Source organism: Janthinobacterium sp., assembly GCF_031995485.1.
In the GTDB taxonomy this organism is placed as follows: Bacteria; Pseudomonadota; Gammaproteobacteria; order Burkholderiales; family Burkholderiaceae_D; genus Janthinobacterium.
Genome location: NZ_DAMAGB010000007.1, coordinates 68733 through 84956 on the forward strand (window position 1 = coordinate 68733; position 16224 = coordinate 84956).

General features: G+C 58.3%; 14 protein-coding genes. 4 read left to right on the top strand and 10 right to left on the bottom strand.

Going from position 1 to position 16224, the window contains the following annotated elements:
- Positions 1–2: 2 nt before the first annotated feature.
- Positions 3–1871, bottom strand: coding sequence for an asparagine synthase (glutamine-hydrolyzing) (gene asnB / locus RTQ46_RS07355; RefSeq protein ID WP_312435576.1), 1869 nt, complete (start codon positions 1869–1871; stop codon positions 3–5).
- 20 nt (positions 1872–1891) lie between these two features.
- Entirely contained in the window at positions 1892–2905 is a 1014-nt protein-coding gene (locus RTQ46_RS07360; protein WP_312435578.1) for a glycosyltransferase, read from the bottom strand.
- 498 nt (positions 2906–3403) lie between these two features.
- Between RTQ46_RS07360 and RTQ46_RS07365 the strand changes: the two genes are divergently transcribed.
- From RTQ46_RS07365 to RTQ46_RS07375, 3 genes are all read left to right on the top strand, one after another.
- Complete coding sequence (locus tag RTQ46_RS07365) at positions 3404–5638, top strand: heparinase II/III family protein (protein ID WP_312435579.1); 2235 nt, start codon at positions 3404–3406, stop codon at positions 5636–5638.
- Positions 5639–5776: 138 nt separating this feature from the next.
- A complete protein-coding gene (locus RTQ46_RS07370; protein WP_312435580.1) occupies positions 5777–6973 on the top strand; it encodes a glycosyltransferase in 1197 nt (398 codons plus the stop codon).
- Positions 6974–7015: 42 nt separating this feature from the next.
- A complete protein-coding gene (locus RTQ46_RS07375) occupies positions 7016–7504 on the top strand; it encodes a serine O-acetyltransferase (protein WP_312435581.1) in 489 nt (162 codons plus the stop codon).
- On the opposite strand, the gene RTQ46_RS07380 is transcribed toward RTQ46_RS07375, so the two are convergent.
- From RTQ46_RS07380 to RTQ46_RS07390, 3 genes are read right to left on the bottom strand one after another with little or no spacing between them, the layout of a single operon-like run.
- Complete coding sequence (locus RTQ46_RS07380; protein ID WP_312435582.1) at positions 7501–8619, bottom strand: hypothetical protein; 1119 nt, start codon at positions 8617–8619, stop codon at positions 7501–7503. The two genes, RTQ46_RS07375 and RTQ46_RS07380, sit on opposite strands and share 4 nt — an antisense overlap.
- Complete coding sequence (locus RTQ46_RS07385) at positions 8609–9304, bottom strand: glycosyltransferase (protein ID WP_312435583.1); 696 nt, start codon at positions 9302–9304, stop codon at positions 8609–8611. Before RTQ46_RS07385 ends, RTQ46_RS07380 begins: the two co-directional genes overlap by 11 nt.
- The gene (locus RTQ46_RS07390; RefSeq protein WP_409518306.1) at positions 9301–10512 is read right to left on the bottom strand and encodes a lipopolysaccharide biosynthesis protein; all 1212 of its coding nucleotides are present in this window, start codon (positions 10510–10512) and stop codon (positions 9301–9303) included. The genes RTQ46_RS07385 and RTQ46_RS07390 overlap by 4 nt, the downstream gene beginning before the upstream one ends.
- Between RTQ46_RS07390 and RTQ46_RS07395 the strand changes: the two genes are divergently transcribed.
- Entirely contained in the window at positions 10451–10597 is a 147-nt protein-coding gene (locus RTQ46_RS07395) for a hypothetical protein (protein WP_312435585.1), read from the top strand. The two genes, RTQ46_RS07390 and RTQ46_RS07395, sit on opposite strands and share 62 nt — an antisense overlap.
- A 64-nt stretch (positions 10598–10661) precedes the next feature.
- Here RTQ46_RS07395 and RTQ46_RS07400 read toward each other — a convergent pair whose 3' ends face one another.
- The 5 genes from RTQ46_RS07400 to epsF all read right to left on the bottom strand — a co-directional run bounded on the left by RTQ46_RS07400 (position 10662) and on the right by epsF (position 16221).
- Entirely contained in the window at positions 10662–12224 is a 1563-nt protein-coding gene (locus tag RTQ46_RS07400; RefSeq protein WP_312435586.1) for a hypothetical protein, read from the bottom strand.
- Positions 12225–12326: 102 nt separating this feature from the next.
- Positions 12327–13010: an exosortase-associated protein EpsI, B-type gene (gene epsI / locus RTQ46_RS07405; RefSeq protein WP_312435587.1), complete on the bottom strand. Its 684-nt coding sequence runs from the start codon at positions 13008–13010 to the stop codon at positions 12327–12329.
- Positions 13011–13020: 10 nt separating this feature from the next.
- Entirely contained in the window at positions 13021–13893 is an 873-nt protein-coding gene (xrtB, locus tag RTQ46_RS07410; RefSeq protein ID WP_312435589.1) for an exosortase B, read from the bottom strand.
- Between the two features lie 29 nt (positions 13894–13922).
- Positions 13923–14798, bottom strand: coding sequence for a chain length determinant protein tyrosine kinase EpsG (epsG, locus tag RTQ46_RS07415; RefSeq protein WP_312435590.1), 876 nt, complete (start codon positions 14796–14798; stop codon positions 13923–13925).
- A gap of 13 nt (positions 14799–14811) precedes the next feature.
- Positions 14812–16221, bottom strand: coding sequence for a chain length determinant protein EpsF (gene epsF / locus RTQ46_RS07420; RefSeq protein WP_312435592.1), 1410 nt, complete (start codon positions 16219–16221; stop codon positions 14812–14814).
- Positions 16222–16224: the final 3 nt, after the last annotated feature.

Below are 16224 nucleotides of genomic sequence, written 5' to 3' on the forward strand. Positions count from 1 at the left end.
ACTCACAGATACTGGCGATGCCAGATTTCCAGCGTCAGCAAGCTCCACAGCAGCTTCTCGTGGTTCTGCCGTCCACCGACATGTTCGGCCAGCACCTGCAGCAACGCCTGCGCATGGTAGTAGTGGCGCGTGCGCGACGAGGCGCCAGTCAGGTGTTCGTACAGATAATCTTTCATCGGGCCGCGGAACCATTCGTTGACGGGCACGCGGAAACCCACTTTCGGGCGTTCCAGGATGGCTTGCGGCAGCAGCTGCTTCATCGCTTCGCGCAAGATCCATTTGGTGGTGCGGCCGCGCACCCGGTAGTCGTCGGGCAAGCTCGATACGAAGGCCGCCAGTTCATGGTCCATGAACGGCATCCGCGCTTCGAGCGAGGCGGCCATCGTCATGCGGTCGCCGCGTTCGAGCAGGTTGTCGGGCAGCCAGCTCAACTGGTCGAAGCACAGGATGCGGCGCAAGGCGCTGTTGTCACCACTGCCGCAGCCCAGATCCGACGCGTGCCGGCGTGCCGGCGCCGGCATGGCCACCAGGCGCGCGCGTTCCTGATCGGACATCATACCGAACCATCGCGGCATGCGTTCGTCAAACATCTCCAGCCCCAGGTTGACAATGGCCGTCTTGGCGCGCCGGAATCGGTATGGCAAGGCGCCGATAGCGGGTTCGATCAGGCTGCGGCGCAAGACGCCGGGCAGTTGCTGATAGCTGCCGGCGTAACGCTCATAGACATGCTTGGGGTAGCCGCCCAGGATTTCGTCGGAGCCTTCGCCCGTCAGGACCATCTTGACCGTCTTGCGCGACTCCCTTGCCAGCAGATAGATGGGAATATCGGACGGCTCGGCCACCGGAGCGTCGCGAAAACGCACCAGATCGGGCAGCAACTCGATCACCTGGTCAACCGACACTTCCAGCTCATGGTGATCGGTGCTGAACTGGCGCGCGATGTCGGCGGCATACGCCAGCTCGCTGAAGCCGCCTTCCTTGAAACCCACCGAAAACGTCTTGACCGGCATGTCCGTATGGCGCGACATCAGGGCCACCACGGCCGATGAATCGATGCCGCCGGACAGGAAGGCGCCGAATGGCACATCCGAAATCATGCGGATGCGTACCGACTCGTCTAGCTTGTCAAGAAAGGTGGCGACGGGATCGGCAGGCAGCGGCGCAGGCACGCGCGGCCGGCTGTCGGCGGGCGTGAAATACACCTGCTCGCGCAGCGTGCCGCGCTCCCACGTCAGGGTCGACCCCGGTGCCAGCTTGCGGATGCCCTGGAACAAGGTGGCCGGACCTGGCACGTAGCGGTAGGCAAAATAATCCCACACAGCCGCTTCATTGGCCTGCGCGGCGACGCCGGGAAAGGCAAGCAAGGCCTTGATCTCCGACGCGAACAGCAGCTGACCGTCGTGCTCGCACAGGAATAGCGGTTTCTTGCCGAACGGATCGCGCGCGATGAACAGGCGGCCGTGACGCGCATCCCATATGGCGAAGGCAAACATGCCGCGAAAATGGCGCACGCAGTCCTCCCCCCATTGCACATAGGCATGCACGATGGTTTCCGTGTCGGACGCGGTCCTGAACGTATGACCGAATCCGATCAGCTGCTCGCGCAAGGATTGAAAATTGTAGATTTCGCCATTGAATACGACTTGCACCGTACCATCCTCGTTGCCGAGCGGCTGGTGGCCGGTGGCGATGTCGATGATCGACAGACGCTGGTGCACCAGGCCGATATGGTGCCGGCGGTCAGCCGTCGATGCTTCCAGATAGCCTGTATCGTCCGGACCGCGATGAGCGATTGCCTGCGCCATCCGGTCGAGCATGGGGCGTAGTGGTCCCGATGTCTCATTCAGTACAAATCCCGCAATACCGCACATGCTTGACGACCCTTAAAAAATTAGCGTAGCAAACCGCGATATGCCCGGCGGAAATCAGCCGCCAGACGTTCAACAGAATAATGTTCGACAGCACGTGCGCGGCACGCCGCGCCCATGCGCCGCAGGCATGCCCGGTCGCGGTCGAGTCGCATGATCGCCTCGGCCAGTTGTTCGCTGGCCTGTGGTGCGACAAACAGGCCATGCACGCCGTCCTGCATCACATCGGGAATAGCGCCGACGGCGCAAATAAGCGGAACCGTGCGCGCCGCCATGCTTTCCAGCAAGGAATAAGGCAAACCTTCCCGATGATAAGTGGGAAAAGCGAAGACGTCTGCATCGCGCCATACCGCAGCCTTCTGCGCACCGAATACCGCTCCGGCGAACGTGACGATCCCATCCAGCCCGCGCGCCGTGACCAATGCCCTCAGGCGCATCTCGTCGGGCCCACCGCCGGCTATCACCAGACGCAACACCGTCCCAGCGCTGGCGGCAATGGCCACCGCGTCCACAATCTCGAAGATGCCCTTGTTCTCGGCAAGCCGTCCGACATAGGCCACCGCAAGCGGCGCCACATCCGGCGCTGCGCGCACCGCTACATCAGGTCCGATGTCTATCGCATTCGGAACGACTTCCAGCTTCAAGGCCGGCTCGAAGCGCTGATAAGCCTCCAGTTCCTCCTCTGCCAGCAACAGCACGCCGTCGGCACTGCGCAGCACTGTGCGCAGCAAGGCGGTTCGCAGCGGCTGCCCCTCAAAAAACTGCTGCGGCAGCGCTCCGCCATGCACCTGATACAACACCTTCTTGCCCATCAGTTTGGCGATCGCCAGGTAGACGATATCACGCCAATAGCTCTTCGGTTCAAGTGAGGTATTCAAATGAACAATCGTCGGACGCTCTTTCAGCAGTGCTGCGATGAACTGGACAGGACTTGACAGGAAGCGCCACAGCTTGGCTGACATGGATTCCGCCCTGCCCTCGCTGCCGACCTGGAAGTGCACGAAACGGAACTCCTGAGGCAGCGTGGATTGCAGCAACTGATTCAGATGGGTGCTGACCCCACTGACAGCGCCCAGGGATGGCCCAAGCAACAATATAGTAATCATATCTGCGAGTATAGTTTATTACTTGTCAACAAGGTTAACAAAAAAACGATATTTTTCATAATTTATTTTCTTCAGCAACAAATAAACTTGGTCAACATCGAATTTGATTTCCACCAAGAACTTATTTAGTAAAAATAGTTACCTTGAAAAACTATTTTTAAAACACAAAAACTTACCATAGGACACTTTCTTCAGAGGAGGAAAGAACAGAAATCGTTGTCCCTGAGCAACCAGCAGTTACCTGCACACATGCTAAACTAGCTGCATCTGAGCCTGATCAAACAAGCCGGGAATAGTCTTTCATGACGCTTGACAAGAGCTTTTTTTGGTAAAATTGCAATACCACCATCTAACAAGTGCCATTCCGCCAGACGGTACATGCAAGCTGATTCCCAGCATAGTGCTCGACATCCACATGAAGGAGTTACGATGAAAACAGAGATACGCTTTCTTGCCTGCACCCTGGCTGCCGTGCTGGGGACAAGCGCCACGCCCAGCTATGCCGACTGGGCTGAATCAAAAGAACCTCTGGTCATTCGTCCCGCTCCCGCGCGCATGGATGCCCAAGCACAAAATCCGCCTTCGTTTACCTGGGCGCGCTACCCTGTATACCCGAAACCTGCAGGCTATGTGCTGGAGGTAACTTCGGCAACAGGAGTCATTAGCCGTTATAACACGCCGCGCAATTTTTTCTTGCCAGCAAAAGCATTTGCCGCGGGCAACTATACCTGGCGTGTCCGGCCTAACAACAATAATGACTGGTCCACGCCGCGCGGCTTCACCATCACGGCCGCCTCGAACAAATTCGAAGTGCCGGAAACTACCGAGCTGAGAGCGGCGATCCTGAAGCACGGGCGCTCACGGCAGTTGCCGCCCTCTTTCCTGCCGTATGCTTCTTGGACCGACAAGATGAAGACGGACCGTGGCGCGGCATACAAGGCGCTGACCACCGATGTCACCACCGGCATGGCGCTGGCCTCCGTCGGCGACAGCCTGTGGCCATCGATGAAAACCCTGCAAGGCGCGGCATTGAGCACGGCCGTCTATAACACCAGGGTCAGTGTGTTTGCGATCACGCATCAACTGGAAGCGGCGGCGTTGCTGTATCGCCTCACGGGTGAAGCGCGTTATCTGACCGAGGCAAAAAAACGTGGCGAGGAACTGGTCTCGCTCAATCCGGATGGCAACACCGGTTATGAATACAGTGATTCCGTTCACCGCGCCATTACGCTGAGTCTGGCGAAAGGCACGGATTTCCTGTGGAATTCGCTGGAACCGGAACGCCGCGCACGCTGGCAGGCCATGGTCGTCAGGCGCGCCGGCACCATGTACACCGATCTGTCCAGTTATGACGGTCGCATGGATGAGTATCCTTACGATTCCCATGGTGCCGTCGCGCTCGGTTATCTGGCCTTGATCTCGAGCCTGGTGCTGGATGACAGCGTGCCTGCCGCAGACGCCTGGTTCGAGTTTTCTGCACGCGCTTATTACAATGCCGTATTTGTCTGGAGCGGTCCGGAAGGCGGCTATGCGGCCGGCACCCCTTACGGCCTGTATGAAGCGGCCGCTTCGCTACAAGTGTGGGGTCCGCTCAAGGAAGCCACCGGCGTGAACCTGTACGACAAGCCATGGGCAGTGGGCTTTGCGCGCATGTTTGCTCATTTCCTGCCGCCGGGTACGCCAGGATTCGTTTTTGGCGACCAGCATGAACTGAAAATTGATTTTTCCGTGCTGAAATCATTTGCCTCCCGTGTGCAAAACCCGAACGCCGCCTGGTACGCCAATCAGCTCAGCGGAAGCGAAGACCCGCTGATTCAGCTGGTCTCGGAGTATCCGTTGCCAGTGACCAAGGTGACCAATCCGACGCCGCCGCCGAATGCCGCGATCTATCCCAGCATCGGATGGGCAGCGATGCACTCCGACCTGGCAAATCCTCTGCGCACCTCGGTCTACTTCAAGTCCAGCCCTTACGGCGCCTATAACCACAGCCATGGCGACCAGAACACGATCGTGGTCGACAGCGGCGGACGCCGACTGCTTTCGGAAGCGGGCTATCAGGACTACTATTACTCGCCGCTGAGCGTGTCGTGGTACCGCCAGACCAAGGCACACAATGGCATCACATTCGATGGTGGCGTGGGGCAGATCGCGGAAGGCCGCGACAATATCACCCGCAACGGCAGCATTACCGCCTTTTCCACCACGGCCGCGAGCGATTATGTGGAAGGCGATGCAACGCCGGCCTACGGCGCCCAGCTGACGTCGGCCATCCGCAAACTGTGGTACTTGCGTTCGAGCAATGTCATCGTCGTGCTCGACAAGCTGGTGTCGCCGACGGCGCGCGTGTTCGAGTGGAATCTGCACGCACCGACCGCCATTGCCACCGAGAGCAGCAGTGCGGTGAAGATTGTCAATGGCAATAGCAGCCTGTGCATTTCGGCGCTGCCGACGACCCCCGAGAAATATGTGAAGATCACGGCACCGGCCAATCCATATGCCAAGACCGAGGATCATGGCGCCTTTACCAAGACAAGCGCCGGTAAGTCAGCCGAATTTTTGATGGTGCTCGATGTGGACTGCAAACGCCCTGCCATCAAGCTCACCCCGACCGCAACTGGCCGCACCTTGCAGATAGGAAGCCAAGTCGTGACACTGCCGAAATAAGTTGTCAACAGCAGGTGATCGAGTACGACAACTAATATCTTTTAAGCAGTAAAATGGCAACCATGATAACATCATGGTTGCCATTTTTGCATTTATGGCAACGTTTCCGCTACTGAACTTTATCTTTGGATCACGCCTTTGAAAATCCTCCAATTTGTTCCCGAAGCCTTGCCCACTTACCGTGCGGATGTCACGGCGCTGTTTGCAAAATATCTGCCACGCCATGGCATCGACTCTAGTATTGTCGGCAAGACGGAAAATGCGCCTGAAGTTGCTCAGGGTTTCCAACAAGTCATACGTGGCCCCTACTTCAAAAGCCATGCGCTGCGCGAATTGGCCTTTTTCTGGACCTGCCTGCGGACGCTGCTGACAGCGGACAAACGCCACTACGATCTGATCCAGGTCCGCGACATGGTGCCCATCGGCCTGCTGGGATTGCTCATTGCCCGCGCCAAGGGCATTCCGTTTGTGTACTGGCTTTCTTTCCTCATGTGCGAAGCGCGCATCGAGAATGCGCAAGCCCATGCGGGCGAGCGCGGCCGCGTGCGCAATCGCCTCAAGCTGGCGAAAGGCCTGGTCGAGCGCGCCATTTTGTATCGCTTTGTGCTGCCCCGTGCGCAGCATGTCTTTGTCCAGAGCGACGCGATGCTGGAGCACGTGGCGGCACACGGCATCCGTGCGGAGAAAATGAGCGCCGTGCCGATGGGCGTCGACATGGAATTATTCAATGCCGCACACCTGGCCTCCCGCCGCCTCGACGGCTGGGATGGGGTGCCGCTGCTGTCCTACCTGGGAACACTGAACCATGCCCGCAAACTCGAACACGTCATCGATGCCCTGCTGCTGGTACGCCAGAGCGTGCCCGACGCCCGCCTGCTGCTGATCGGTGAAGCGAGCACGGCGGGTGGCGCCGACGGACTGCTCGCGCATGCTGCCGCGCTCGGCCTGGCATCGGCCGTCAAGATTACGGGCTGGCTGCCGTCCTCCGAGGCATGGGCCTTGCTGGCCAGCGCCGATGTGGCCATTTCCTATGTACCGCGCAATACACTGTTCGATGTTAGCTCGCCCACCAAGCTCCTCGAATACCTGGCATTGGCCATTCCTGCGGTCGGCAACGATATTCCGGACCAGGCCTTCGTGCTGCGCGAAAGTGCCGCCGGGTGGCTGACTGCCAGTACTGCCGAGGCGATGGCGACCGCGATATGCGCCATTCTGCAAGCCCCTGCGGCGGCCCGCCAGCGCGCAGCCAGCGGCCCATCGTTCATCGAACAACACCGCAGCTATCGCGTCCTGAGCGCACAGCTGGCGGCACGGTACGCAACGCTGGCACGCTGAGTGTGCCGTCGTCCGTTCTCTTTGCGACAGGAATCTACCGCCATGCCCAATGCCATCGTCTTTTACCGTATCGCCCGCTGGTTTTACGTCAGAAATATCCCCGTCATCCCCAGTTTGTTCCAGCTGCTCATTTTCTTGGTCTATAACTCTAAGGTGCCGCCCACGGCCGATATCGGCAAAGGCAGCTATCTGATCTGCAAAGGCATCGCCACCGTCATCATTGATGGTGCACGGATCGGCAGCGGGTGCCGGATCGGCATCGGTGTGCGGATCATCGGCAAGGGACCGTACAAGAACGTGCCGTACATCGGCGATCAGGTCTTCATGGGCGCCGGCTCAGTCATCGCCGGCCCGGTCATTATTGGCGACCGGGTCATCATCGCACCGAATGCGGTAGTGACCAAAAGCGTGCCGGCCGGCGCCATCGTGGGAGGCGTACCTGCCAAAATCATCGGCAGGGTGGACCAGCTTGACTACGACATTCTGGCCAACCAGGCCGATCTTGAAGGGCACGCGGAGTACCTGAGCTAGCCACTCACGGACCCAAGCTGGCGCGCAATCTCGGCATGAAACGCCCGTTCCACCTGTTCGTAGGAATAGCTGCCCATGTCGTTGGCGATAGCCGCGGCGGCAGTTCGATAGCGACCATAGTGGGTACACATGTCGATAATCCCCTCGAACAGCGAATCTGCCTCGTAGTCGACCAGCACGGCGCTGGCCCCGGCATAATCGGTATGCGTCACGATCCGGTTGCAGATCATGGGCAAGCCGGCGGCCATGTACTCGAATATCTTTTGTGGCGGGGAGGCACGATAAAAAATATTCGATTCCAGCAGGGACAGCCCCGCATCCATGCGGCCATAGCTGGCGATCACTTCCGCGTAGGGCATGGCCGGCAACAGATGCAGCACCGTCCGCAAGGCCGGTTCGTCCACCAGCAGCCGCTCAAGCATGGCATCGCGACAGCCGATCAGGTGAAACTCCACCGCGGTCTGCTCGCACAGGATTCTCCTGGCACAGGAAGCAATCAATTCCATGCCGCGTCCCTGCCCGCCGGAACCGGCATAGACGATGCGTAGCGGCACCGGCAACGCAGCCAGAGGCGCGCGCGGCGCATACAGTTGCAGGTCCACCCCCATCGGAATGGTCAGCACGCGCCGCACCAAGGGCTGATACAGCTGCTCCAGCTGGCGCGAGATGCTGCTCAGCGATGACACCTTTTTCAAGCCGCGAAAAAACACCTGCCGCTTCAATGCCGCGACCAGCTTCTTTTTCCCTGCCAGCGAGGCGGGATCGCCAAAGTGTTGCAGATAATGGGTGGGCGCGTACGCGATCACCGGGCGGCGCGGTGCGGTGAAGGCAAACAGCATCAGCGCGGGGACGCCGATCACGTAGATGAAATCATAATCGACCGGCAGTTTGTGCACCGCAGCAGCGGCCTTGACCGCAAACAGCAACGGGTTGCGCGACGCCACGCGCATGATGTGCGGCATGTCGACGCCGATGTCGCCGGAGGAAATGAGGGCGCTGATCCGATAGCGCCGGCGCAGGAACTCGAAGCGCGCCATCTGGTCGGGGAAGCGCGGCAGCTGTGCCTCTGGCAGATAGACAATCAGCAGGCATTTTGGGCTGGATTCAGAATGCAACGGTGAGCCTCCAGTCCGGCCGCCTTCTCAGTTTGTTGCGGATCCGCTCCACCAGACTGGTTTCCTTGTCAAAGCTCCAGGACATGGCGTAGTGGTGGATGCCCAAGGTCTGCGCGCCGACATCCTCGTACATCAGTTGGCCGGCATTGCGCGCATTGCCGTCGTCAAAGGGATTGAAGGGGAAAAAGACCTGACTGGGCAGGACATCGCAACCCCGCATGCCCACCTGCTCCATGCCTTGCTTCAAGATCCTGGGCGAGGTGGCAAACTTGCGCAAGGCGGTAAGATGGCCAAGCACTATTTGTCGGCTGGCATCAATGGCGGGATGGGCGGCCGGCGCGGCAATGAAAGCGGTGCCGATGATCTCGGCGCTTTCATATGCCGCAAGCAAGGCTTCTTTCCCCAGCAGGCCGTCTAGCGTCCGGATCAGCTCGACATCCGTGTCGAGATAAATGCCGCCATGCCGGTGCAGCACGTCGAAACGCACCCAATCGGACACGAACGCCCATTTTTTCTGCTTGATCGCTTGCCGACAATATTCGTTATCGATGTCGGAATTGCTCTCGTTCCACATGATCAGTTCGTAATCGGGACACAGGCGCTGCCAGGAGGCGATGCAGCGCTGATTCAGGACCGACATGGAATTATCGCCAAACCAGCAATAATGAATTTTCTTGGGGATCATACGTAGCTACCTCTTTCTTTTAGCAGGAAAACCACTTTCACCAGTACTACCGCCGACACGTGAATCAGGAACGCCACCAGTGCGCCGATCAGCTGGAATTTCGCGCTCAGCAACAGCAGCAGGCCCAGATAGATGATATTGGACGTCACCGTAATGATGGTGGTCTGACGCTTCTTGCCCAGGGCCCAGTAAAAGGCATGGGACGTGATGAAACTGCCCGCAATCACGGCCGTCAGTATCACCACGAACAGTTCGCCGCTGTAACTGGCCAGGCCATGATAGACAAAGCCGGTCCAGATCCCGCGCGTGACAAAGAAAACGATTCCTATGCAGGCCGAGATCGGCATCAGCAAGAGGATGGTCTTGCGCCACAGCGCATAGGCGCCCGTCAAGTCGTCGCGGTTGACCTTCCTGGCAAATTCAGGAATGGAGTTCATATAGACCGGCGCGGTGGCCATGTTGATGATGCTGTACAGGCGCTTGAGAATATTGTAAATGCCAAGCGCTTCGGGGCTCAATGCCAGCCCGACCAGGATCTTGTCGACATGGGCCACGGGCAGGTCGGCAACGGCCTGCGCCGTGCTCCATTTCCCCGCCGAGTAAATCTTGCTCTGTTGCAGTGGCGGCCCTTCTTCTACCGCCTGCCCGGCCGACTTCATGAAAAATAACGAGCAGCCCAGATAGGACGAACGCAGGATTTCAGGCGCAGCATAGGACAGCACCACGGCGGACACGGTGGGGGAAACATGCCACGCGATATTGAGAAACACCAGCCGCAAAATATTGCACAGCAAACCCACGACCATCAAGGTCCGGTAACGGTCGGTCAGGCGGTAAAACGCCACCAGCGAACCGAGCGTCGGCAGCAGGGTCGACAGGATGATGAGCAGCAGATCGGTCCACTTGAAAACACTGACCTGGTCCAGAGAAAACAGGGGCAGCGCCAAGATTACCGCAAAGGCCATCACAATGCCGACCAGTTCAAATGACACGCTGCGCAATACATGCCGCTTCAATGTCTGAGCCGAACTGGCCTTCCCGGGAAACTCGACCAGCAGCCCCTGCCAGTACTGCAGGGTCACCAGGGTAAACACGATGGCTGCCGCAGCCTGCACAAAGACAAAGCTGCCATAGTGTTGCAAGCCCATGATCCGCAAGGTAATTGGTATGGCAAAAAAACTGATGGCGGTCGCCGATACATTGAGCAAAAAGGAAAAAACACTATTTTTAAACAGGCTGTTCGGGGCACGCTTCGCTGTCACAACTTTCTCACTTTTCACAACCAATCAATGATGCCCGGGCGTCCGGCGGCAGGCGCCGTCGCCAGATGGGGCAGGTAAGGCGTTCGACATATGTCTCAGGCGTCGTGCGCAACAGCCGGCACGGACGCGTGCCGGCCGAAGCGACTGTATTGCACGATGCAGCCGAGGCAAAAGAAACATAGCAACTGGACCGTGCTGGTGTCGAGCAGCGTGCGGTTGTATACCAGCGAAGTCAGCATTAATACCAGCATGACCATGCTCGTATCGACGACCGCCTGTTCCCATGGAGTACCGCGTCCGTTACGCACGTATCGCCAGCCGATGCCGACGCCGCAGGCAATCAGCAGGATAAAACTGAGGGCGCCCAGGATGCCCACATCCCATAGCAACATGGATAACGCGGTGGCATTGATCTGCAGCGGACGATAGCGCATCGCCACCACCCCGTAGCCCGTACCTTCGCCGATCTGGCTGGCGCCGGGACCGTAGCCGATCAGGCGATTGACCGCCGGCGGCAGCGGGTCGCGATACCACAGATAGAGCGACGCGATACGGCTGACCTCGCCAGTGCCATACTTGATTTCATAAGGATCAAAAAAGTAGCCGCCGGCCTTGCCCAGGTTCTGCCCAACCGTACTGCCCATCTTCGCACTGTCACCCCAATACATGCTTTTGTAGGCAACAAAGGTGGCGCTCATGAAAATGGCGATAAAGCAGGAGTACATGAGGAAGGCGACGATATTTTTCAGGACGCGCTTGCGCATGATGAGCAGCAAGCCCAGCGGCAACCAGAGCGCCACGGCCTTGACCTCACCCAACAGGATATTGCCCATGCTCACAAGGAAGACGAGCAGCACTAGCCAGCCCGGCATGATGCCGCGGACCCAGCAGGCTACGCAAAACAGCATGGCCGCCAGCGAAAACAGCACCAACACCGGACTCATGCCATGGCCAAAGCTGCCCACCACGGCGTCCCAGCCGATCAATCCCATGCCGAAGAAATGCTGATAAATAACCAGCGGCAATTGCAAGACCGCGATGACGACGACCATGCCCCATAAAAACCGCATGCGTGCCTTGGGCAGTTCGATGCAATACATGGCCAGCAGGATGCCGAACATCGGCAAGCCGAAGCGCAACGCGGAAATATTCTGCTTGATGGTGCCGCTGCCTAGTGCCATGCCAAAAAAGAAACATGCCAGATACACGCCGGCCGCGATACAGACGGCGACCATGCCGCTCGACACGACGGCAACCTTGTCACGGTTCGGACGCTGGAAGATGGTGACTTCCAGCAGTGCGCGGGCCAGGAAAAAGATCGCCAGCGCACTGCCCATCCAGACCGCAAAACGCAGCTTGAAAAACTCTTCGGCGATGCCCTGGATAATAAAAATATATACGAACATCAGGGGCAAGAGATCCTTGACCCGGATCAGCCAGATGACGGGCACCATCACCAGCACGCCGATCACGACGATGGTCAGCTGGTAAGACCCGAGCGCTACCACCGCACTGGCCAGCGCGGTGAGCAACAGCAGGATGGCAATTGCCACGACCGTCAGCAACATCGATGTCGTCTGGCGATGCGCGCCACGGCGCTGCATGGCTGACGGATAGGTGGGCGCTGACGGAGTCAGATTCTGGCGGAAAAATTTCATGGATGGTCCGATTGATATGCCGATACCAGTGCCTGGTCGTGCAGACACTGATGGCTAGCCCGCATGACAGGGGACCACAGCAGGCGTCCCGGGCCAACGGAATTAATGAGTCAGCCCGGCAAAATGCAGACGTTGCGCAGGAGTAAGCGCCTTTAGCATCTGGTCGACAAATTGCTGCTGCAGGCGGTAGCCGGCGGCGGTATCGGGATTAATGGCAGAAACCCGCATCAGCGTGGCATCCGGTATCAAGCCCTTCAATGAATAGGCAAGTTTGACCTTTTTCATATCCCAAGAGGTGGTGACCACTTTGTCTCCGACGACGATCCAGTAAGTCACCGGTTCGATGCGCGTGTATATGTTCGCGACCAGGCGGGCGGAAGGAATATCGCCGAAGCCGGTCCGCACCGGCTCAAAGGCGGTCGGTGTCACGCCAAACCCCTGCCCCACATAACAGCCCTCGGGGAAATGGACGGACAGATTATCGGACTGATCGGTACCATATGCGATCGACAGCATGATGCGCTCGCCCTCCCTGTTGACATACGTCCGCGACAGTGTCTGCGCGTAGATGGCCTTCAGCGCCGCTTCCGTACTAGGGTTCACCACGCTCGATACCTGCGCACGGTCTTCTTCCCAGTCGCCAAACTGGAGCGGAATCGCCTTGGCAAGATCGACCGCTGGACGCGTATCGGCAATCTTGACGGTCGGCGTCAGCAACTTGGCCACCGCACCCGAAAACAGCATCAGGCAGCCCATCGCGACGCCCGCCACTATGATTTTTTTCATGATATCTGCCTTATTGGTTGCGATGCGCGGACCGCTGTCGCCAGCTGACCAGCCATTGCAACAGCGAATCGACCGAAATGATCAGGATCAGCGCACTGATGAACAACACCATCCCCGCAAAGCCGTGCAGGAATCCCTGGCCTGCCGCATCGCCCCAATAATAGGTGATCAGCGTCAGAGCGATCACGCGCAGCACGTTGGCGGTGAAGGAAATCGGCACGATCAGCAGTGCCAGGCCGATATTGCGGATGGTGGAAGTATGGCGCACCACGTTCAGATACAACAGGCCCAGCGATTCGAGCGCCAGCAAGGTTTGCAGGCCGGCGCAGGCATCGGCCACCAGTAGCTGATACTGGCCGATCTGCAGAATCACGCCGCTGCGCGCGATCGGATAACCGGCCCAGAACAACAGATGCTCGGAGACATACGACACAGCCATTTTCATCGGCATGGTCAACAGCGCCACCAGGGAACTGGGCAGCGGTATCATGAACAACAGGAAAAAGAACGGAAACCAGTAGACACGCAGCGAGGCAAAGCCAAGTTTCAGCAGCAAAATGGCCGCCATTACGGTAATCAGCGACGAAAACTCGAGTGCGAGGATTTGCTGTGATCTTCCGACAATGAACAAGAGCAAGCCGAACGCCAGCAACAGCCAGGCCACAGGCGAAGAGGTGTTGTCGCGCGCGACCGCCAGCATCTCGCTGCGCTTGCGATACATCAGCCACAATGACAGCGCCAGGATCATCGGTCCGTGCGCCGTATCATCGCGATTCCAGACCTGCGTGAAAAAGATATGGAACGAACTCGCGTACAGCCCGACAAAGCCGATGAGCACCGGCAGCCATTCGAACATCATCCTGCGGCTGAGCAGTGGCATCATGCTCTTCCTCGTATCGAGCGCGCTGTTCATCAGAATTCTACCAGGACCGAACCGACCAACTCGGCACCACTATTGATGATTTGCTCATTGATTGCGTTGATATCTTCCAGTCGGGTGTGGTGCTTGCGCGCTACCAGCAATACCCCGCCGGCGCGCATGGCCACAGCCAGCGAGTCGGAACCAAGCGAGAATGCGGGCGCGTCGTACAGCACCACATCATAGCGGGCGTTGAGCTTGTCGTGCAGTTCGCCAAACAAGGGACGTGCGAGCAATTCCTGGGGGTTGGGCGGCACAGTTCCGGAGGATAACACCGACAGGTCGACGAAAGAATCGATCTTGTTGATGACGTCATATTGGGCCCGACCAGCAAGTATGTCAGACAGGCCCTGGCGCCCCTTGATGTCGAAGATCTCGTGCTGGCCGGGTTCGCGCAGATCGGCATCGACCAGCAATGTCTGCTCTCCCAGCTGCGAAAACACCACCGCCAGATTGGCCGCGAACAGGCTGGCGCCGTCACCGGAGTCAATGCTCACAATTACCAGCGACTTTTTACCGCGCGCGAACCAGCGCAACATCAGCTGGCTGCGCACGGCCCGCAGCATTTCCACCTGGGGGCTAAACGGCTGGTAGGCCGCGATCAGTTTCTCGGAAAATGTGCCGCTCCCGCTTTGCAGGTAAGGATAGTCGAACTGACGCGCAATCACCTGTTCGATATCCTCCTGGGTCACCAGGCCGAGGCGCACGGCCGCTTCGCCAAAGCGTATCCCCAGTTCTTTCTGCATGCGCAGCACACGCTCGGCACTTTCTGGCGTAATCTTTCCCGCCTCGAGCAGCAAGGCGCCGATGCTGGAATCACCATGGGTGGAAGCCGGGCGCGCAGTCACGCGCGGCAGGGGGGACGTCATAGTATTTTCCATATCAATTGGCACTCAGGCGGCGGATGAGGGGAGACTTCTTGAGCGACGAGCGCTTCGATTTTGCTGTGCCCCATTCGAGCACGCCCAGCACGGGAACTTGCAACTCAGCAACCAAATCCGCCTCTGAGCGCACGCGACGGTTCAGCATTTCGGCCAGCAGACTGAACGCCAGACCCAGCATGAAACCGAGAAAAGCGGAAACCACGGTATTGAGGAAGACCTTGGGGCCTGCCGGACTGATCGGCGGTACGGCGGGGTTGAGGATGGAAATATCCGACTGCTCGGACTGGCCTTCGATATTGGTCTGCGCGAAACGCTGTGATGCGGCATCAAATGCACGTTGAGCACTTTCCACATCCTTGTTCAACACATTCATCTCGTCGCGCGTCCGGTTCAGCAGCAGTACCTTGTCCTTTTGCGCTTGCAATGCGGCGCGCACGGCACCTTCGCGCTGCGACATGATTTGCGCATTGTTACCCACGCTGCTGGAAGCAATTTTCAGCTGGGCATTGAAATCGGCACGCAGGCGATCCACTTCGGCCTTCGCGCTCTGATATTGCGGATGGTTGCGGCCCAGACGCTGATCGATCTCCGCCAGTTTCGATTCGGCGCTGCCAAGGCCGATCTTCAGGTTTTGAATCAGCGGATTGGACGCGACATCTGGCGATTCAGCGCTCATGCCACCCTGCGCCATGCCTTGACGCGAGCGCGCTTCCATCGCCATGCCCTGAGCGGCAACAAGTTGCGCGGACAAATCATTGAGCCGATTCGACTCGACGTCCAGGCGATTGTCGACGCTGACAATGCCATTTTCCTGTTGGTACTTGGACAAACGGCTTTGCGCCAATTCCACGTTATCACGCAGCAGCTTGGTCTGCTCATTGAAATATGCCGAAGCTTTCTTCAATGGTTCGACTTTCAGCTGAATGCTCACTTTTTGATATTCGTCAGCGAAAGCATTGGCAATGGCGGCCACGAACTGCGGATCGCTGCCCTTGAAACTCACATCGACCACGCTGCTTTCACGCGACGGTACGATTTCCAACTTGTTCAGCAGCAGGTCGGCAAGCCAGTCCCGCAAGGTACCACGCCCTTGCGTGGCCTCCTGAAACTGGGCTTGTACCGCCTCGCTGTTGGCCAGGCCCAATTTATCGACCACGCGCAATGCGACATTCTTGCTGGTAATGATGTCAATCTGGGTTGCCATATAACCTGGCAACAGTTGACCCGGCATCGACAGGCCCGTGACAGGATCCACGCCCTTGTAGTTCAGCAATAGCGAACTGGTAGCCTTGTATGTCTTAGGCAATAAAAGACTGACACCCAACGTGACCAATACAGTAAACAAAACCGTCCCGATCAGAATCCATCGGCGCGCACGCAAAATCAACAACAATTGGGAAAATCTCATGAC